Source organism: Haloferax sp. ATB1 (assembly GCF_000730175.1).
In genome coordinates, this window is record NZ_JPES01000015.1 from 52,734 (window position 1) to 70,903 (window position 18,170).

Below are 18,170 nucleotides of genomic sequence, written 5' to 3' on the forward strand. Positions count from 1 at the left end.
ACTCGCCGCCTTCGGTTGCCGCGGGCTCGGACCCGAATCGTAGACGATGCGAAATCCGACGGGGATGCCACCCGACGGCGTCGCAGGCGGACGGAAAGATGGTGCGGTGCGACCGAACGACAGGCGCGCCGTCGCAGCGTCAGTCGCCGAGCGTGGTGCTGTGGTCCAGGGCGTCGACGGCCCCGTCGGAGAGGTGGAGCGCGTCGACGCCGGCGACCAGATAGTCGACACCCCAGTCGATGCGGGTCGCCCGCTGGGCGGCGTCGGTCGCGAGGGTTCCGACCGCCACTCCGGCGTCGGCCGCGGCCGCGACGGTGCGGTCGACCGCTTCGAGGAAGTCGTCGTCGTCCCACTCACCGAAACAGCCCATCGACATCGAGAGGTCGACCGGTCCGATGAACACGCCGTCGATTCCGTCGACCGCCGCGATGGCGTCGGCGTTCCCGACCGCGAGCTCGGACTCCAGTTGAACGTACCTCACGACCGTCTCTTCGGCGGCCTCCACGTGCTCGCCGAGCGTGCGCCCGTACCCCGTCGCGCGGCCGAGACCGAGTCCCCGCGTTCCCGCCGGAGGGTAGCGACTGGCGTCGACGACCGCCGCGGCCTGTTCCGGCGTCTCGACCATCGGAACGAGGACGCCGGTCGGGTCGAGGTCGAGCGTCCGTTTCAGCGTCGCGGGGGCGTCGTCCGGCACCCGGACGAGGGTTTCCGTCTCACCCGGTGCCGCGTCGACGGCGCGAATCATGTCCGCTATCGTCTCGTACGACATCGGCGTGTGCTCCGCGTCCAAGACGACGAAGTCGTATCCGACGCCGGCGAGCAGCTCCGCGGTGCTCGGGTGGGGAATCACGGCCCACGTGCCAATCAGTTGGTCCGACGACCGTCCGGCGCGTTTCAACCCATCGTGTTCGACCATGTGACTACTCTCGGGGGTGGCGAAGGTATAGCTTCGCAATACTCGGGAGAGACATCCCCGCCGGGAGAGAGTATGTACGCCGTCACAGGTCGGTCCCGAGCGGTCGGTTCACGCCTCGGTCGAACACGCGTACCCCGCGTCCGCCGCGCTCGCGCGGAGCGACTCGCCCGCACCGACGAGCGCGCTCGCGTCTCCCTCGACGTTCCCCGACTCGACGCGGTCGGTTATCTGCGCGGCGACCCGACACTCCGCGGCGTGCAGGTCGGCTTCGAGCGCGGCGACGCGTTCGCGCTCGCTCGTCGCCGACGCGTCTTCGCGGGCCGCGCTGAGCTGTGCCGACACCGTCTCGGAGAGGAAGACCGCCTGTCGCCCGTGGGTGGTGAGTTTGTCCGCGTCGTCGCGGTCCCACCCGATTTCGACCGCCTCCTCGCCGAGCGAGTCGACGAGGAACGCGGCCTTGTCGAGCGTGGCGTCCGTCGCGTCGTATCCGGGCGTCGCCGCCGCGCGCGCGTCGTAACCGACGAGCACGGCCCGCTCGGGTGCGCTGTAGGCGTCCGCCGGGTAGGCCGCACCCACGACGCCGCCGGCACCGAAGACGAACACCACGACGAGGAAGAGCCCGAGGAACGCTCTGGGGGCCCCTCGAACCGGCTTGCGGGCGAAGAAGGGGTGTGCGCGCGTCCGTTCCATCGTCAGCGACGCGACGCGTTCGACGAGCGCCGCCAGCGAGTGCGTGTTCTGCGACGCCCCCGTCACGACGAGGCGGCCGTCGCCGGCGACGCGAACGAACGAGTTGTGAAATCCGGTGTGGCGAACGTTGAGGCCGCGACCCTCTCCGAACCGGTCGCGGCGACACTCGTCGTACTCGTCCGCCGCTTCGACGGCCGCTTCGATGTCGGTGAGCGCCTGCTCGGCGTCGCTCACGGTGTCCGCCGAGACGAAGATGGAGTCGCGCTCGAAACTGAGTCCGGAGCCGTTTCGTCGGTACTCGGCGAGCCGTCGAAGCGCGAACTTCACGTGTGCGGCGACCAGCGGAACCACCGGGAGGAGGACGACGGCGACGAGCGCCGTGACGTACCCGCCTCTCGAAGCGGGGCCGTAGCCGTATCCGAGTCCGACGAAGGCGAGGGCGACAGCGAGCGTCAAACAGCCGCCGACGACGAACGCGCGGAGTTTGTTCATGCCGTCACCCCCCGAGGAACGTCTGTTTGATGCGGCCGAAGAGCCCGACCTTCCGCCGCTTACTCTCGGCTTCGAACACCGGTCCGAGTTTGGTGACGAGGTCATCGTAACTCTCGAATCGGTCCGCCTCGGCCTTCCCGAGTAACTCCGCGACCATGATGGAGTTCCCGTCCGCGTCCACCTGCACGTTCGCCAACGCGTGCTCGCGCTCCACTCGGCGAACTGAGACGGGGTACTCCCAGCCCGACTCCTCGACGAGAGCGTGAACCGCGTCCGGTCCGTGTGTCATGTTCGTTCGTCTGGTTTCTTCGACCATAAACCTTTCACGGGGCGGTCGGGGGCGCGGCCGTCGACGGCGCGGATTCGTCGAGCAACGAATCGAGACACCGGTACCCCAGCCGACTCCCCGACGGGGACCGCACCTCCGAGAGGAGCGGCCGGGACCAGACGGTCGTCCGGTCCCTCGCGAGGGGGTCGCCGTCCGGCGTGGTCCCACTGACGACGAGCGTGTACTGACCCCACCGTACGACCGTCTCGTTGCGCGGTGCGAACGCCGATACGACCGACTGCGCGGCTCGCAGCGACGGCCACAGACTGATTTCGAGCGTCAGCCTGTGACCGGACGGCGGCACGTACGTCACCGCGTGCCGCGCAGTCGGGTCGCGAAGTCGGTCCGGTTCGGCCGGCGGGTCGGACGTCGCCGGACTCTGCTGCCACCCGTCGAGTCCACCGGCGCTCGCCCCCGGCACGACGGCCGGGGCGAGTTCCGCTGGGCGAACGTTTCTCGGTGGAGCGGGACAGCCGATGACCGAGTACGAGACTGTCTCGACGTCGGCGGGCGCGTTCTCACTTCCGTTTTCACCGCCTTGAGCGTCGGTTTCGGACTTCGGTCGCGCCGTCGCCGTCGAGAGTTCCGCCTCGCGCTGGTCGGCCGTCGCGGTGGCGGGTGAAGGTGAATCCACAACCGGTGTCGGACCGGTGTGAGTGAGGACCACACCGACGCTCGCGAAGAGGAGCACCACCGCGACCGCGACGACTGCACCGCTCGTGGGGGTCTTCAGCCGGTCGACGACGCGTGACTCCTCGGCGGCGGCGAATCGCGGCGAGCAAAACCGGTCCGCCGAGGGGCCGAGATAGTCCGCGAGTATCTCGGCCGACCGGTCTCTATCGACCGCGTACCGAACGACGTCGAGTAACTCGGCCGCGTCGACGACGCTCGGGTCGTCGGAGAGCCGGGACGTGACGACGACGTCGCCGGCGACCGTCGACGGCGGCCGGTGAGTCACGACGAGGTGACGCGTCGTGCTCCCGTCGCCGACAGCGATGGTGGCCCCATCCCGCGCGACAGACCGGCCGCGTTCGACCCAGAGGTCGGACACCAGTCGGGCGAACGTCTCCACGTCGAGGCGGCGCAGCCGCGCCGCGAACTGGCTCGCGTCGTCACCTCGGTTCCCGCGAAGGCGGTGCATCGGTCGATTAGAGGCGCGTCCTGATGTCTTCGACGACCGTCTCGGTGGTGGAAGACCCGCCGAGGTCGGGGGTTCTCGGTGCCGTTTCGTCGGCGAGTTGTGACTCGACCGCGCGCCGGATGTCACGGGCGACCTCGCTCTCGCCGAGGTGGTCGAAGAGCATCGAAACCGAGAGGACCGTCGCGAGGGGATTGGCGATTCCCCGTCCCGCGATGTCCGGGGCGCTCCCGTGGACCGGTTCGAACATCGACGGGGAGTGCCCCTCGACGTTGATGTTCGCCGAGGGGGCCATCCCCATGCTCCCGCTGACGATGGCTCCGATGTCCGTGAGAATGTCGCCGAAGAGGTTAGACGCCACGAGGACGTCGAACTCCTCCGGCCGTCGGACGAGGTCCATCGACGCCGCGTCGACGAGCAGGCGTTCGACGGTCACGTCGGGATACTCGGACGAGACCTCCTCGACGATTCGGTCCCAGAACACCATCCCGTGTGCCTGCGCGTTCGACTTCGTCACGTTCGTCAGCCGGCCCTCGCGCGACCGGGCCTCCTCGAACGCCGCACGGACGACCGTTTCGGTCCCTTTTCGGGTGTAGACGGCCGTCTGAACCGCGACTTCGTGCGGATAGCCCCGATGCTCGTGGCCCCCCGCGTCGGCGTACTCGCCTTCGGTGTTCTCCCGGTAGACGACGAAGTCGATATCGCCCCCGTCGTATCCGCGGAGCGGGCTCTCGACGCCGTCGAAGAGCACCGAGGGGCGCTTACAGACCTGCTGGTCGAACGCCTTTCGAATCGGGAGCATCATCCCGCGGAGCGTCACGTGGTCCGGAATCTCCGGGTGTCCGACGGCACCGAGGAGAATCGCATCGCACGGTTCGAGCGTCTCGATGGCATCGTCCGGCATCATCGACCCCGCTTCGAGGTAGCGTTCGCTCCCCCAGTCGTACCGCGTCGTCTCGACGTCGAATCCGCCCGCGTTAGCGGCGTCGTCGAGGAGCGGCCGCGTCGCATCGATGACCTCGACGCCGATACCGTCCCCCGGAAGAATCGAGATAGAGTATATCACACACGAACGTCGCCGAGTGAGAGCAAAAGCGTTCCCCCGCGGGGGCGGAAATGCCGACGGCGCCGTTGCGGCGGGGGGCGGGGGGTGCGGTTCGTTAGGCTTCCGATTCGATTATCTTCGGCGACGATTCAGCGCGCTCGTGTCCGTGAATCAGCGCTTCCTCGGTGTTGCGGTCGAACAGGTGGAGGTCGTCTTCCTCGAAGGTCACAGTGATGACGTCCCCTTCTTCGGGTTCGGTTTCGGACGGGGCGCGGAGGCGGCACTCCTTGCCCGCGACGTCGAGGTAGATGAAGTTGTCGGAGCCGATGACCTCGACGACGTCGACGGTCGCCTCGAAGGACTTCTCGCCGGAGGCCGACGGGTCGACGTTGAGGTTCTCCGGACGGACACTGAGGACGTATTCGCCCTCGCCGCCGACGAGGTCGACGAGCGAATCGGAGACGCTGTACCTGAAGCCGTTCCCGACGAGCGTTCCGGTCCCGTCGCTTGCGACTTCGAGGTCGACGTCGAAGAAGTTCATGCTCGGACTCCCGATGAAGTCGGCGACGAACGTGTTCGCCGGGCGGTAGTACACTTCCTTCGGCGAGCCGACCTGCTGAAGCTGTCCGTCGTTGAGGATGACGATGCGGTCGGCCATCGTCATCGCCTCTTCTTGGTCGTGGGTGACGTATATCGTCGTGATGCCGAGCTCGGAGTGGATGCGCGAGAGCTCCGTCCGCATGTGTTTGCGGAGTTGGGCGTCGAGGTTGGAGAGGGGTTCGTCGAACAGGAACACCGCCGGTTCGCGGACGATTGCGCGGCCAGTCGCGACGCGCTGTTGCTGCCCGCCCGAGAGGCTACCGGGCTTTTTGTCCAGCAGGTCCTCGATACCCATCATCTCCGCGGCCTCGACGACCCGCCGGTCGACCTCCTCTTTGTTGAGGTCGGTACTCAGGCTGAGGCCGTACCCCATGTTACCGCGAACGGTCTTGTGGGGGTACAGCGCGTACGACTGGAACACCATCGCGATGTCGCGGTCGCGGGGTGAGACGTCGTTTACCGGTTCGCCGTTGAGGCGAATCTCCCCGTCCGTGATGTTTTCGAGCCCGGCGAGCATTCGCAACGTCGTCGACTTCCCGCAGCCCGAGGGGCCGACGAAGACGACGAACTCGCCGTCGGGGATGTCGAGTGACAGCTCCTCGACGGCGACGATTGGGCCGGACGTGTCTTCGAATACTTTCGTAATGTTGTCAAATTCAACGCGTGCCATGGTAACGTATTGTGTGGTTGGTTTGTCGGTCTGTTATTTATTCGTGTCCCCGGGGTGGCAGACGGGCTCCGTCCACCACTGGAACTCGGGTCTTCAGGCACCCCCGAGGCCTTCTCCGACGTAGCGCTGTGAGAGGCCGTAGAAGACGACCGGTGGCGCGACCAGTAGCACCACGGCCGCCATGAGGATGTTCCACTCGCGGAGCACGTCGCTCCCGAGGATGAAGTGAATCGCCACGGTGGCGGTTCGGACGTCCTCGTCGCTCGTGAGGACGAACACCCACAGGAAGTTGTTCCACGCCGTGAGGAACGAGAAGAGCGCGGCCGCGCCCACCGCGGGTGCCGAAAGCGGGAGGACGATGCGCAGGAACGCACCGATTTCCGTGTGCCCGTCGATGAGCGCCGCCTCTTCGATGTTCTCCGGAATGCCCTGTCTGAAAAAGCCCTGTAACAGCCAGATGGTCTGTGGCAGGACGAAGATAGACAGCGCGATGATGATACCCGGCAGGGTGTTTATCAGTCCGAAGACGTAGAACACCTCGTACACCGGGATGGTGATGACGATCCAGGGGAACATGATCGTGAACACGGCGGTGTAGAACAGGAGCTTCCGCCCGGGGAAGTCCAGTCGTGCGAACGCGTACGCGCCCGGAATCGAGAACACCAACGAGATGAGCGTCGCCGAGATGGACACGATAACGCTGTTCTGGAAGAACGTCACGAAGTCGAACTGGTTCCAGATGTCCGTGTACGCGGCGAGCGTCAGCGCGTCCAGCGCCGGGAGGTAGCCCGTCTCGGGGCTAATCGCGGCGAAGTTCGTCAGAAGCGACGTTCGGACGACCCAGAAGTACGGCGTCAGCGCGAAGACCGCGAAGACACCGAGGGCGGCGTACAGCAGGAATCGGCTGCGGCGAGTCTCGTTAATCATGGTTAGACGTACAGCTCCTCTTCGTCCTTGATGACGGTCACGTAGAAGATGGCCGCGGTCATGGAGACGAGGATCATGGCCATCCCGAGTGTGTACGCCCGCGAGAACTGCAGGTTGACGTACGCGGTCTCGTACGTGAGGATACTCATCAACATCGTCCGGGTTCCCGGGCCACCGCCGGTCAACTCGAACGGCTGTGCGAACTCCGCGACGTTCCACGCGGTGCGGAGCGCGAGGATGATAATCGTCGGCGTGACGAGGTGCGGTAACGTCACGTCACGGAAGCGCCGGAGTCGCCCCGCCCCGGCCAGCGCCGCCGCCTCGTACTGCTCGCGGGGGATTCCCACGATAGCGGCGGCGTAGATGATGCCCGCGTACCCGTAGTCGTGCCACGACTGGGCGACGATGAGTGAGACGTACGGCCAGATACCGTCGGCGAGGAACGCCGGCGCCTGAACGCCGAGGAAGTCGGAGAGTATCATGGGGAGCATCCCGAAGTCGCTGTTCAGGAACCACATCCAGATGACACCTCCCGCGAGCGGCGCGGAGAAGTACGGGGACATGATGATCGCGCTCGTCCAGTCTCGCCATCGACTCCGGAGTTCGCTCAGGAGCAGGGCCGCGATGAGGCCGATGACCAGTTGCAGGAGCGTCGTGCCGAAGACGAAGGCCAGCGTCCAGCCGAATGCGAAGTGAAACAGGTCGTTCGTCAGCAGCCACGAGTAGTTTTCGAGGCCGACGAAACTACCGGCTTGGCCGAGCCGGGTGTTCGTGAACGTCAGGTAGACACCTCTGACGATGGGGTAGTAAAACAGGATCGTGAACATCACGAACGTCGGGACGATAAACAGGTAGCCGATCCAGTTCTCCCGAACCCGGTCCATGAGCGTGGTCTCCTCTAGCCCATACTTCTGTCTGATGTTTTGTGCGGTTTCTTGTGACATGATATTGTTGTATTTTATAGCGTATAAAACCGTTTGGGTGGCCTGTTGAGGTGTCTCCCTCCGTCTACTGTGCCAGGCGGTCCTGGATGCGCGAGCGGACGAGCGACGGCGTCTCCTCGATGGTGTGCTGTCCGGCGATGGCTTCGCTTATGGTCTCGTTGATATCGGTCCACCGAATCGGGTCGGTGTCTCTGACGTCCCACGACGCGCCCGTCGTCGAGTACTGCTCGCCGTAGGTGTCGGCGTTCTTGTAGGCCTGCTCGGTGCTCTGTGCGAGTTCGTACTCGTCGAGAATCTTCTGCAGTTTGGGCTGGAGTCCGGGGAGCGACTCGTAGTGTTCGCCCCACGCGGGCAGGACGAACTCGTCGTCGCCGAGGAGGAACATGTTGAGGTCCCACGCGGCGTTCTGCTTCGTGTCGCTCGCGTTGAACAGCGTCTGCTGCTGTTCGAGTGCCCACATGTGGCCGCCGTGTTCGCCTTCGACGCCCTCCAGTTCGCTGATGCCGAAGTTGCTGCCGAACTCGGCGTCGACCTTCGGGTGCGGGAGGAGCATGAAGTCGCCCTCGCCGCCGTTCCAGCCGAACTGGACGTCTTCTTTGATAGCGCGCCAGCGGTTCGCCGTCGGGACGGCGTAGTTGAACGACGCGACCCTGCCGGTCAGCATGAGGGACGGTATCTCCTCGTCGCCGCGCTGGGCGGACTCCGAACTGCTGAACTCGTGGGCCATCTTGACACAGGTCTTGATCATGCCGTCGGTCTTGCCCTGGTCTTCGTGGTCCTCGTTGGCGACGACGATAGTCGGGTGCTCCGGGTCGTCGCTCTGACGCATCCACGGGTCGGTGCCGCCGGTGTATGCCGTCCGTGCGTACCCCCAGTAGGATTCGAGGTCGCCGGGGACGCCGGTTTCCTCGTAGGCGATTGCGTCAGTCTGCTCGTCGATTCGACGGACCGCGTCGAGGAACCCGCTCCACGTCGAGAGCTCCGAGGCCGGGTCGCTGACGCCGACCTGACTGAACAGTTTCGGGTTGATTCCGAGGTTACTGTTCGTGTGGCGCATCCCGCCCGCGGACCAGTACTCACCGCGGTATTTCGCGGAATCGAGGTTCGCGGCCGTGTAGTCGCCGGGGAGTCGGTCCGTCCCCTCGATGAAGGGAGAGTGGTCGGGCACCTTCCCGTCGAGGTAGAACTGGAGCCCACCACCGCCGGACTCGGCCATCGTCGGCGGATTCCCGCTCGACACCGTCGAGGCGAGTTTTGACCGGATGTCCCCGTAGGACGCCGTCTGCATCTTCACCGTGACGTTGCCCTGCTGTTCTTCGAAGGTGCTCAACGACTCCTGGAAGTGCGACTTAATCGAAGAGTTCTCCGCCGCCTGTGCGTTCAGGTAGTCGATGGTAATGCTCTCGGAACCGCTGGAATCGGACCCCGAATCCGTGTTCGAGTCGGACCCCGAGTCCGTGTTCGAGTCGGTCCCGCTGTCGTCGTTGTTTTCTCCGCCGCCACCAGTACAACCTGCGAGCGCACCGAGTGCCCCGACGGTCGACGCGGCCGCCGCCGACTGCATGAACCGCCGTCTCGATGGATGCTCGTCGGTCTCGGTACTGGCGTCTTCACTACGTTCACCACTGCCCGTGCCACTACGTGACATTGTGATAAGGTCAACATACACAATCGACTTAAATGTTTCTCCATTGATGGCGATTTATCATACACAATATGAGAATGGTATTGTGTATCAGTCCCGTACACTTATGACGAGCGACCATCGACAGGACGGTTATGGACTCCGACGCACGGCACGCGCTCCTCGCCGACGTCGACCGCGTGTGCGACCTCGTGGGGACGACGCTGGGGCCGTTCGGGACGAACAAACTCGTCGTCGAATCGGGCGGGCGCGTGACCACGACCGCTTCGAGTAGCCTGCTCCTCGAACGACTCGAACTCGACGACCCCGCGACGACCCTGCTCCGAGACGCGGCGACCGACTTCCGCGACGAGCGGGGGGACGGCTCGACTCGGATGGTGCTGTTGACGGGCGCGCTGCTCAGTCAGGCGGACGACCTCATCGAACGGGGGCTTCACCCCACGGTCGTCGCGCGCGGGTACAGGGACGCGTTCGACGTCGCCATCGACCGACTCGACGCGCGTGCCCGTCCACTGTCGCTCGTCGGTGCCGAGCGGGTTGCGGAGACCGCGCTCACCGGGACGCGGAACCCGGCCACCCGCCGACACGTGAGCGAAGCCATCGCGAACGCCGTCACCGACGCGTCGGCAGACGATTCCGTCGACGGCGGTCGGGCGAGCGTCGACGTGGTCGCGCGAATCGGCGGCGTCGGCGACACCGAACTCGTCGACGGTGTCGTCATCGAGACCCCGCTGGTCTCGGAGGCGATGCCTCGTCGTCAACGAGACGCCGGCGTCGCGCTCCTCTCGTCGACGGTGGACGTCCCTCGACTCGGCGGGGCGACCGACTCGTCCGAGCGGTCGATTTCACTCGACGTGGATTCGTTCGAAGACCGAGCGGACATCGGTGCGTACGAGCGCGACCAGTTCCGGCGGACGCTGTCGGACGCCGCCGAAGCCGGGTGCCGGTTCATCGCGACGCAGGGCGCAATCAACGACCGCGTGAAGACGCGGGTGGCAGACGCGGGCATCACCGCAATCGAGCGCGTCGACGACGACGTCATGCGGCGGCTCGTTCGAAACACCGGCGGGCAGGTCGTCCCCACGCTCGAAGACGCGACGCCCGAGACGATGGGAACCGCCGACGTGGGGTTCGAACGACTCGCCGGGCGAGAGTTCGTCACCGTCGAGGGGACCGCCGAACGGGTGTACACGCTCCTGTGTCGCGCACCCGACCCGCGGTCGGTCTCGGCGTTCGAGGCCAGTGCCACGAGCGCCATCAGCGCGACGTTCCACGCGCTCGCCGACGAGCGGGTCGTCCCCGGCGGCGGGGCGACGGAAATCGACCTCGAACGGTCGGTTCGGGAGGCTGCGCGGGGGACCGCGAGCCGCGAACAGCTCGCGATGGAGGGGTTCGCTCGCGCGCTCACGGCAATCCCGCGACAGTTGGCCGCGAGCGCGGGACTCGACGGCTGGACGGGCGTGCTCCGCCTGCGCGTCGCCCACACGGAGGGCCGTTCTTCGATGGGCGTCGACGCGCTCTCGGGCGAGATTCGGGACGTTCTCGACGCGGACCCGGTCGTCGAACCGCGTCGTCTCCAGCGCGATATCCTCGGTGCGGCGACCGACCTCGCGGTCCAACTCATCCGAATCGACGGACAGCTTTCCGCGTCGGACCTCGCTGACGACGAACCGACGCCGCCGGTACAGTAACCGGCTCCCCGGTCGTCACTGTCTCTGTTCTGCGGAGCGCGAAAATCGCTTCGAGCTAGTCGTGTTCTATCTGCGGGTCGAGCTCGTCTAAATCGATACCGGGCGAGACGACGGCGTCGATGGTGGAGAGCTGTTCCGACGTCGCAACGGCGCTGTCGAGCGCCTGCGAGAAGACTCGTCGCGGCTCGACGACGCCGAGTTCCCACGCGTCCGCCGGTTCGCCGCGCGCGGCATCGAAGCCGACCGGTGCCGGGTCGGTCGCGGCGTCAGCGTGCGCGGTTCGAACGGCGGCGAGAGCTTCGAGCGGGTCGTAGCCGGCGTTACGGGCGAGCGTCTGCACGAGCGATTCGCACACGTCGGCGAACGCCTCGATCGCGAGTTGCTCTTTCCCCTGTACGCCGCTCGCGAACCGTCGAAGGTCCCGACCGACCGCGAGCGGTGCCGCGCCCGCACCCGGAAGGACCTGTCCGTCCATCGCCGCGACCGCCGTCGTCTCGACGGCGTCTTCGACGAGTCGTTCGTGGGCCGTCCGCCCCTGTTCGGTGGGCGTCTCGACGACGACGGTGAACACCGGTCCCTCGCACTCCCCGATGGTCGTCCACTTCTCGTCTCCGACTCGCCGCTCGGTCACGCGCCCCGCTCGGCCGAGCTTCGACTCGTCGAGGTCGGAGACGTGGCCGACGACCTGCGCCCCCGTCGCACGGGCGACGCGGTGGACGTCCGATTTCGGGTACTGCGCGCGGTCGACGACCGCGACGCCCCGCGATTCGAGCGCGTTCTTGACCGCGTCATCGAGCTCCGCGCGCACGACGAGCACGTCGACACCGAGGCTGGCGACGCTCGCCGCCACGTCGTCTATCGCGCTGGTACGCGCCGCGGTGTAGGCCGTCACCGCCCCTGCCGAGCCGAGCGAGACGGCCGCGCCCTCGCCGCTTCCGAAACTGGTCGCCGTCTCTTCGACATCGATGTCGCGTTCGAGGACGGCGATTCGGGCGTCCGACAGAACACCTTCGACGGACGGTGTCCAGTCGAACGAGAGCCGGCTCTTCTCGCTCGTCTCGTGGGCACCCGGTCGTCGTCGAATGACGTGGCCGCGGACGAGTGCTACCCCGTCGCCGGCGCGCGTTCGCACGCTGACGTCGTCGGTGTCGAACCACTGCCCCTCCGTCGACCCCGCGAGCTCGGCGACCGCCGTCGAGACGACGTCGGCGTACGCGTCCCGACGAGACTGCGAGAGGTCGGTCGTCATGGCCGTGTCGGCGACCTCGCGAAGGCGGTCGCGGTCGGCGGCGGTAATCGGGCGCGCGAGGTCGTCGAGTACCTTCCCCGCCCGGTTCGCGGCCATCGCGTATCCGACCGTCAACGTGCCCTCGTGAAGGCCCGACTCGCTGAGTCGAGCACCTTCCTCGACGAGTCCGGCGGCGAGGAGCGCGGCGGTCGTGGTCCCGTCGTGGAGCCCGCGTCGGACGGAGTCGAGGCCGTCGACGAACAGCGCGGCAATCGGGTGAACGAACCCGTCACCGCGTTCTATCGCGTCGAGGAGTCGACCCGCATCGGCCGTCACGACGGTCTCGGGCACCTGTTGCCCGTCGACCGTCTGCACGAGAGATGTGGACCCTCGGGGGCCGTAGGTCGAAGCGAGGAGAGACTCGACCGCACGGGTCGCACCGACGACGTACGCTCGCGCCGCCTCGTCACGGGCGAGCCAATCGCCCGTCTCCGCGTTCGTGTCGTGAGCCATAGTTTGGCGGAGCGTACCACAGTATATAAATCTATGTTCTGTTCGATTGCTGTCACCTCAACTGCTAAGTGGACGGGGAGAGATTCGTGATACCACATGCCACAAACTATCGGGTTCGTCGGCGTTGGAATCATGGGAAAACCGATGGCGGAGAACGTCCTCGATGCGGGGTTCGACGTCGTCGTTCACAACCGCTCGCGGGAGGCGGTCGACTCGTTAGCCGAGTTGGGGGCGACGGCCGCGTCGGCTCCGTCCGCGGTCGCATCCCAAGCGGATGTCGTCGTCACCGTCCTTCCGGACACCGAGGCGGTCGAGGAGGTCGTGTACGGCGACGACGGGTTGGCCGACGGCTTCGACAGCGGTGACGTGCTCATCGACATGTCCACAATCTCGCCCGTCGCCACAGAACGGCTCTCCGAGGAGCTCGAAGCGGGGGGCGTCTCGATGCTCGACGCACCAGTCAGCGGCGGCGAAGAGGGGGCCAGAGACGGGTCGCTCTCGATAATGGTCGGCGGCTCGCGCGAGACGTTCGACGCGCACGCGTCGCTCTTCGCCGCGATGGGGTCGACCGTCACCTACTGCGGCGACGCCGGCGCCGGACAGATTACCAAGGCGTGTAATCAAATCGTCGTCGGGTGTACGCTACAGGCGGTTTCCGAGGCGCTCGTGTTGGCGCAACGGGCGGGTGCCGACCTCGAAGCCGTCGTCGACGCGATCAGTGGCGGTGCCGCCGGCTGTTGGGCGCTCCGCGAGCGAGCGCCGCGGGTCATCCGCGGGAACTTCGACCCGGGGTTCTTCGCCTCGTATCAGTACAAAGACCTCAGAATCGCGACGGCGGCCGGAGAGGAGTACGGCTCGCCGATGCCCGCGACGTCCGTCGTCCACGAGGCGTACAAGGCGATGGAGACCTCCGGGTACGGCCGCGACGACCACTCTGCGGTCATCAAAATCCTCGAAGACACGGTCGGCGAGGCCGCCCGAATCGAGTAGCCCGAACCGAACGAGTGCGTTCCGCGGAATCGTGCGACAGTATCGAACAGCGCCCGTCGGTCGGTTCAGATACCGTGGATTCGACCACGGCGGTCGGGCGAAACCGCGCTCTCTCGGTCGGGTGTCCCTCGGATGGGTGGACGCGTTCGAACGGCGATTCTGAGTCGCCTTCACAGGTCCGTCTGCGTCCGTCCGCTCGGTTCCGTTTACCGATGATGAACGTGAGACTTGACAACATCCCACATGAGAGAGCGTCAACCCATAGATTACGATTAGAGAACAAGTGTACATTCGATGAATTTGCCCGACCGCCCGCATGAACTATAATTATAAACTGATGTAACACATGACAATCGTTCATTGTCAACTACCGCCGCCCCAGTATATGTATTCAAAATTTCATTTACAAACTTATGCTTGTAATGGTAATAGAGATACACCGCTGAACGTGCGTATCGGCGTCTCACAGAGCCGATTCGTGTTTTCGTGCGGCGATAGTGAACGGCGGGGCGGAAATCGAATATCACAGGACGGACGCTGGGAGCATTCTCGTCCCGCGTTCGAAGGAGTGTTCATCGTGGGACTGCCGGTGTCGACGTCCCGCCGGGGTCGCGTGGCTTCGAACGCGGTTTCTCTCGAAGGGCGAACGCGACGTGAGTTTCGGGAAAACCGAGTGCCGGGGGCGTGAGAGCATTTATTAGGTGCCCCTGTGTGAGCCGACGTATGGCACCGACTATCACGAAAATCGAGTCGACGGAGTTCAGCTACACGCTCGACGACGTCGGCACGGACGGCCACGGGTTCAACCTCGTCTACGCCCCCGGTGAGACGACCGAGCGAAAACTGTTCGCGCTCCAGATACACACGGACGAGGGAATCACCGGCGAGTACATCGGTGGGAACTCTCCGGGCGCGGCGCAGATCAACACGTTCGCGAACTACCTCGTCGGGAAGAACCCACTCGAACGAGAGCGACACTGGAGCGAGGTCAAGCGGGCGCTCCGAAAGTACGACCGGATGGGAATCGGCCCGGTCGATATCGCGCTGTGGGACTTCGCCGGGAAGTACTACGACGCGCCGATTCACGAACTCCTCGGGACGTATCGGACCCGACTCCCCACGTACGCGTCGACGTATCACGGCGACGAGGCGGGCGGTCTCGACTCGCCCGAGGCCTACGCCGACTTCGCCGAGGAGTGTCGTGACGCCGGGTTCCCCGGGTTCAAGATTCACGGCTGGGGCGGGGGCGACGACGCCCGAGACGTGCGTCGAGAGGTCGAGACGGTTCGGGCGGTGGGCGAACGCGTCGGCGACGAGATGGACCTGATGGTCGACCCCGCGTGCGAACTGGCGACGTTCGCCGACGCGTTGAAAGTCGGTCGCGCGTGCGACGAGTACGACTACCTCTGGCTCGAAGACCCCTATCGGGACGGCGGCATCTCCCAGCACGGCCACCAGAAGCTCCGCGAACTCATCGACACGCCGCTGCTCCAGACCGAGCACGTCCGCGGGCTCGAACCGCACACGGACTTCGTCGCCAGCGGGGCGACCGACTTCGTCCGCGCGGACCCCGAGTACGACGGCGGTATCACCGGCGCGATGAAAATCGTCCGCGTCGCCGAGGGCTTCGGCCTCGACGTGGAGTTCCACGCCCCCGGCCCCGCACAGAGACACTGCATGGCGGCCGCCCGGAACGCGAACTACTACGAACTCGCGCTCGTCCACCCGCTCGCGAACAACACCCAACCCCCGGTCTACCGCGGTGACTACTCGGACATGTTCGATACCATCGACGAACGCGGGACCGTTCCCGTCCCCGACGGCCCGGGCCTCGGCGTCGACTACGACTGGGAGTACGTCGAAGCGAACGCGACCGGCAGCGTCCACATCTACGAGTAGTCATGACCTACAGGGCCGGAATCATCGGAACCGGCGGCATCGCTGGAATGGGAATCCTCGGGATGCACGACGACTCGCAGATCGGGAAAGCGAAAGTGCGCGCGAGTCACGCCGGGGGGTACGACGAGACCGAGGACATCGAACTCGTCGCGGTGGCCGACGTCGACGAGACGAAGCTCGGTCGCTTCGGCGAGGCGTGGGACGTCCCCGAGGCGGGGCGGTACGTCGGCCACGAAGCGATGCTGGCGAACGAAGACCTCGACGTCGTCTCCGTCTGTACGCCCTCGTACCTCCACGCCGACCACGTCGTCGACGTGGCACACTCGGCGGCCGACCCGGACGTCGTCTGGTGCGAGAAACCGATTGCCTCGGCCGTCTCCGACGCGGAGGAGATGGTCGCCGCCTGTGACGAGACGGACACCGAGCTCGTCGTGAACCACTCGTTTCGGTTCACCGACAAACTGCGTCGCCTCCGCGACCTCCTCGTCGAAGAAGAGCTTCTGGGCGACGTTCGCTCGGTGGCGACGCAGTTCCGCATGGAGCTCATGCGAAACTCCACTCACCTCCTCGACACGCTGGTCTACCTCCTCGACGCCCGCGCCGACCGGGTCGCCGGCTACATCAACGGGGAGAACGAGGCCGTCGAGTCGCTCGACGCGGCGGCCGACGTCGACGACGCCGGCGGTGGGGGGTTCGTCGTCACGGACGACGGGACGTTCGTCACCGTCGACTGTACCGTCCCGCGCGAGATTTCGTCGATGACGCTCCAGTTCGTCGGCACCGAGGGGAAACTGTACATGAACAACGACGACGGGGAGTGGCGGTACTGGCGGCTCGAAGACGGAGAGCACGTCGAGACCGACCTCCCCGGTATCGACGGCGCGTGGACCTGGGACGAAGATTACCGCAACGCGTTCCCGAACGCGGCGAGACACGTCGAGGCGATGCTCCGCGGCGACGCGGAGAACCCGTCGACGGGCGAGGAGGCGACGCGGTCGCTGGAGATTATCGTCGCGCTGTACGTCTCCGAGTTCACGGGGGGTCAGGTGAGCGTTCCCCTCGAACGGCCTCTACGCGACGTCGAAATCACGTCGTGGTGAGCGTCGGCCAGTCGGGTTCGGCGGGGGTCGCCGCGGTCACCGTCGACATCAGCGATGACGGGCGACGTCGGCGGCAACCCGAATCGCATCGACCATGCTCGTCTCGCTGGCGATTCCCTCGCCGGCGATGTCGAAGGCGGTTCCGTGGTCCACGCTGGTTCGGACGATGGGCAACCCGATAGTCATGTTGACGCCGCTGACGCCCCCCGCCGCGTCGAACCCGAGCATCTTCAACGGGATGTGACCCTGGTCGTGATACATCGAGACGACGCAGTCGAACTCGCCTCGGGCGGCGCGGACGAACACGGTGTCCGGTGATATCGGTCCGGTCGCGTCGATGCCGTCAGCGACGGCACGCTCGACCGCGGGCGCGATTTCGTCGTCGTCCTCGTCGCCGAGGAGGCCGCCGTCGCCGGCGTGCGGGTTCAATCCGGCGACGGCGACGCGGGGGGACTCGATACCGAGGTTCCGGAGCGCGTCGTCGGTCACGCGGATGGTTTCGAGGACGTTCTCCGTCGTCACGAGCTCGCACGCCTCGCGGAGCGGGACGTGCGTGCTGACGTGGGTCACGCGCAGGTCGTCCTCGATGAGCATCATCGAGTAGTTCTCCGTGCCGGTCCGCGCGGCGAGGAGTCCGGTGTGGCCCGCGTGTTCGCTTCCCGCCATCCGCGTCGCCTGCTTGTTGATGGGGGCCGTGGCGATTGCGTCTATCTCCCCTTCGACCGCGAGGTCGATGGCGCGTTCGACGTACGCGAGACTCGCGGCACCGTACTCCTCGCGGAGTTCGCCGTGGACGAGGTCGTCGACGTTGTCGCAATCGATGACCGACAGCGCGGTCGGGTCGTCGTCGACGGACTCGACGGAGTCGACCGCGCGCACGTCGAACTCCGCGTCGCAGGCGTCTCTCGCGCGTCGCATCACGCCGAGGTCGCCGACGACGACCACGCGCGCGAACTCCGTCACGGACGGGAACGCTTTGACGGCGACTTCCGGACCGATACCCGCGGGGTCGCCCATCGTCACGGCGATTAAGGGGTTACTCGTGCTCATCGTCCCCACCCAAACGGGCGATGCACTTACGTATTGCCCCGGGGGTGCCGAACGCGCCGGCCTTCGTCACGACCGGGACGCCGTCGGCGACCCCACCCGACAGGCGACCGAGGGGAATCCCCTCTTCGATGGCCGTCCCGGAGAGGACCACGCCGTCCGCGTCCAGCGACTCGAAGGCGTCGGCGGCCACCGCGCCGCCGGTCACGAATATCGACCCCGGCGTCGGGGGTCCCCCGGCCCAGAGCCGTTCGACGGTCGAGCCCAGCGTCTCGGCCACCCGAGCGCGGACCGTCGCGCCATCGAT

Annotated in this window: 16 protein-coding genes; 4 read left to right on the forward strand and 12 right to left on the reverse strand. The window is 66.2% G+C overall.

Translation table 11 applies throughout. The annotated features are described in order from the left end of the window. Positions 1–139 precede the first annotated feature (139 nt). From ATB1_RS02815 to ATB1_RS02855, 9 genes are all read right to left on the reverse strand, one after another. Complete coding sequence (locus ATB1_RS02815; protein WP_042662161.1) at positions 140–916, reverse strand: HpcH/HpaI aldolase/citrate lyase family protein; 777 nt, start codon at positions 914–916, stop codon at positions 140–142. Positions 917–1,024: 108 nt separating this feature from the next. Beyond that, entirely contained in the window at positions 1,025–2,098 is a 1,074-nt protein-coding gene (locus tag ATB1_RS02820; protein ID WP_042662162.1) for a hypothetical protein, read from the reverse strand. A 4-nt stretch (positions 2,099–2,102) separates the two neighbouring features. Further along, a complete protein-coding gene (locus ATB1_RS02825; RefSeq protein ID WP_042662186.1) occupies positions 2,103–2,387 on the reverse strand; it encodes a hypothetical protein in 285 nt (94 codons plus the stop codon). A gap of 34 nt (positions 2,388–2,421) precedes the next feature. After that, complete coding sequence (locus tag ATB1_RS02830; RefSeq protein WP_052367667.1) at positions 2,422–3,567, reverse strand: hypothetical protein; 1,146 nt, start codon at positions 3,565–3,567, stop codon at positions 2,422–2,424. A gap of 7 nt (positions 3,568–3,574) precedes the next feature. After that, positions 3,575–4,630, reverse strand: coding sequence for a 3-isopropylmalate dehydrogenase (locus ATB1_RS02835; protein WP_042662163.1), 1,056 nt, complete (start codon positions 4,628–4,630; stop codon positions 3,575–3,577). A gap of 94 nt (positions 4,631–4,724) precedes the next feature. Then, positions 4,725–5,879 (reverse strand): ABC transporter ATP-binding protein, encoded by a 1,155-nt coding sequence (locus ATB1_RS02840; protein WP_042662164.1) that lies wholly within the window; start codon positions 5,877–5,879, stop codon positions 4,725–4,727. Positions 5,880–5,972: 93 nt separating this feature from the next. Then, the gene (locus tag ATB1_RS02845; protein WP_042662165.1) at positions 5,973–6,806 is read right to left on the reverse strand and encodes a carbohydrate ABC transporter permease; all 834 of its coding nucleotides are present in this window, start codon (positions 6,804–6,806) and stop codon (positions 5,973–5,975) included. A 2-nt stretch (positions 6,807–6,808) separates the two neighbouring features. After that, the gene (locus ATB1_RS02850) at positions 6,809–7,750 is read right to left on the reverse strand and encodes a carbohydrate ABC transporter permease (RefSeq protein ID WP_241768019.1); all 942 of its coding nucleotides are present in this window, start codon (positions 7,748–7,750) and stop codon (positions 6,809–6,811) included. A gap of 64 nt (positions 7,751–7,814) precedes the next feature. Further along, positions 7,815–9,398 carry an ABC transporter substrate-binding protein gene (locus tag ATB1_RS02855; RefSeq protein ID WP_241768020.1) on the reverse strand — a complete coding sequence of 528 codons (1,584 nt, stop codon included), beginning with the start codon at positions 9,396–9,398 and terminating at the stop codon, positions 7,815–7,817. Positions 9,399–9,529: 131 nt separating this feature from the next. Here ATB1_RS02855 and ATB1_RS02860 point away from each other — a divergent pair, with 131 nt between their 5' ends. Further along, positions 9,530–11,086, forward strand: coding sequence for a TCP-1/cpn60 chaperonin family protein (locus ATB1_RS02860; protein WP_042662167.1), 1,557 nt, complete (start codon positions 9,530–9,532; stop codon positions 11,084–11,086). Between the two features lie 55 nt (positions 11,087–11,141). Here the strand turns inward: ATB1_RS02860 and ATB1_RS02865 are convergent, their stop codons facing one another. Then, positions 11,142–12,827, reverse strand: a complete 1,686-nt coding sequence (locus ATB1_RS02865) for a TCP-1/cpn60 chaperonin family protein (protein ID WP_042662168.1) — start codon at positions 12,825–12,827, stop codon at positions 11,142–11,144. Positions 12,828–12,923: 96 nt separating this feature from the next. Between ATB1_RS02865 and ATB1_RS02870 the strand changes: the two genes are divergently transcribed. From ATB1_RS02870 to ATB1_RS02880, 3 genes are all read left to right on the forward strand, one after another. Next, positions 12,924–13,817, forward strand: a complete 894-nt coding sequence (locus tag ATB1_RS02870; RefSeq protein WP_042662169.1) for an NAD(P)-dependent oxidoreductase — start codon at positions 12,924–12,926, stop codon at positions 13,815–13,817. A gap of 723 nt (positions 13,818–14,540) precedes the next feature. Further along, entirely contained in the window at positions 14,541–15,716 is a 1,176-nt protein-coding gene (locus ATB1_RS02875) for an enolase C-terminal domain-like protein (RefSeq protein ID WP_042662170.1), read from the forward strand. A gap of 2 nt (positions 15,717–15,718) precedes the next feature. After that, positions 15,719–16,816, forward strand: a complete 1,098-nt coding sequence (locus tag ATB1_RS02880) for a Gfo/Idh/MocA family protein (protein ID WP_042662171.1) — start codon at positions 15,719–15,721, stop codon at positions 16,814–16,816. A gap of 48 nt (positions 16,817–16,864) precedes the next feature. Here the strand turns inward: ATB1_RS02880 and pdxA are convergent, their stop codons facing one another. After that, on the reverse strand, positions 16,865–17,866 hold the full coding sequence (gene pdxA / locus ATB1_RS02885) for a 4-hydroxythreonine-4-phosphate dehydrogenase PdxA (RefSeq protein WP_042662172.1): 1,002 nt from the start codon (positions 17,864–17,866) through the stop codon (positions 16,865–16,867). Then, a partial coding sequence (locus ATB1_RS02890) for a nucleotide-binding domain containing protein (protein ID WP_042662173.1) occupies positions 17,853–18,170 on the reverse strand: 318 nt, incomplete at its 5' end. The genes ATB1_RS02890 and pdxA, both read right to left, overlap by 14 nt.

What these genes read in the sequence shown, in the direction of transcription:
- ATB1_RS02860 (WP_042662167.1), top strand. Translation starts at nt 9,530, where the DNA reads ATGGACTCCGACGCACGGCACGCGCTCCTCGCCGACGTCGACCGCGTG.
- ATB1_RS02865 (WP_042662168.1), bottom strand. Translation starts at nt 12,827, where the DNA reads ATGGCTCACGACACGAACGCGGAGACGGGCGATTGGCTCGCCCGTGAC.
- ATB1_RS02875 (WP_042662170.1), top strand. Translation starts at nt 14,541, where the DNA reads ATGGCACCGACTATCACGAAAATCGAGTCGACGGAGTTCAGCTACACG.
- pdxA (WP_042662172.1), bottom strand. Translation starts at nt 17,866, where the DNA reads ATGAGCACGAGTAACCCCTTAATCGCCGTGACGATGGGCGACCCCGCG.
- ATB1_RS02830 (WP_052367667.1), bottom strand. Translation starts at nt 3,567, where the DNA reads ATGCACCGCCTTCGCGGGAACCGAGGTGACGACGCGAGCCAGTTCGCG.
- ATB1_RS02840 (WP_042662164.1), bottom strand. Translation starts at nt 5,879, where the DNA reads ATGGCACGCGTTGAATTTGACAACATTACGAAAGTATTCGAAGACACG.
- ATB1_RS02815 (WP_042662161.1), bottom strand. Translation starts at nt 916, where the DNA reads ATGGTCGAACACGATGGGTTGAAACGCGCCGGACGGTCGTCGGACCAA.
- ATB1_RS02880 (WP_042662171.1), top strand. Translation starts at nt 15,719, where the DNA reads ATGACCTACAGGGCCGGAATCATCGGAACCGGCGGCATCGCTGGAATG.
- ATB1_RS02820 (WP_042662162.1), bottom strand. Translation starts at nt 2,098, where the DNA reads ATGAACAAACTCCGCGCGTTCGTCGTCGGCGGCTGTTTGACGCTCGCT.
- ATB1_RS02845 (WP_042662165.1), bottom strand. Translation starts at nt 6,806, where the DNA reads ATGATTAACGAGACTCGCCGCAGCCGATTCCTGCTGTACGCCGCCCTC.
- ATB1_RS02855 (WP_241768020.1), bottom strand. Translation starts at nt 9,398, where the DNA reads ATGTCACGTAGTGGCACGGGCAGTGGTGAACGTAGTGAAGACGCCAGT.
- ATB1_RS02825 (WP_042662186.1), bottom strand. Translation starts at nt 2,387, where the DNA reads ATGACACACGGACCGGACGCGGTTCACGCTCTCGTCGAGGAGTCGGGC.
- ATB1_RS02850 (WP_241768019.1), bottom strand. Translation starts at nt 7,750, where the DNA reads ATGTCACAAGAAACCGCACAAAACATCAGACAGAAGTATGGGCTAGAG.
- ATB1_RS02870 (WP_042662169.1), top strand. Translation starts at nt 12,924, where the DNA reads ATGCCACAAACTATCGGGTTCGTCGGCGTTGGAATCATGGGAAAACCG.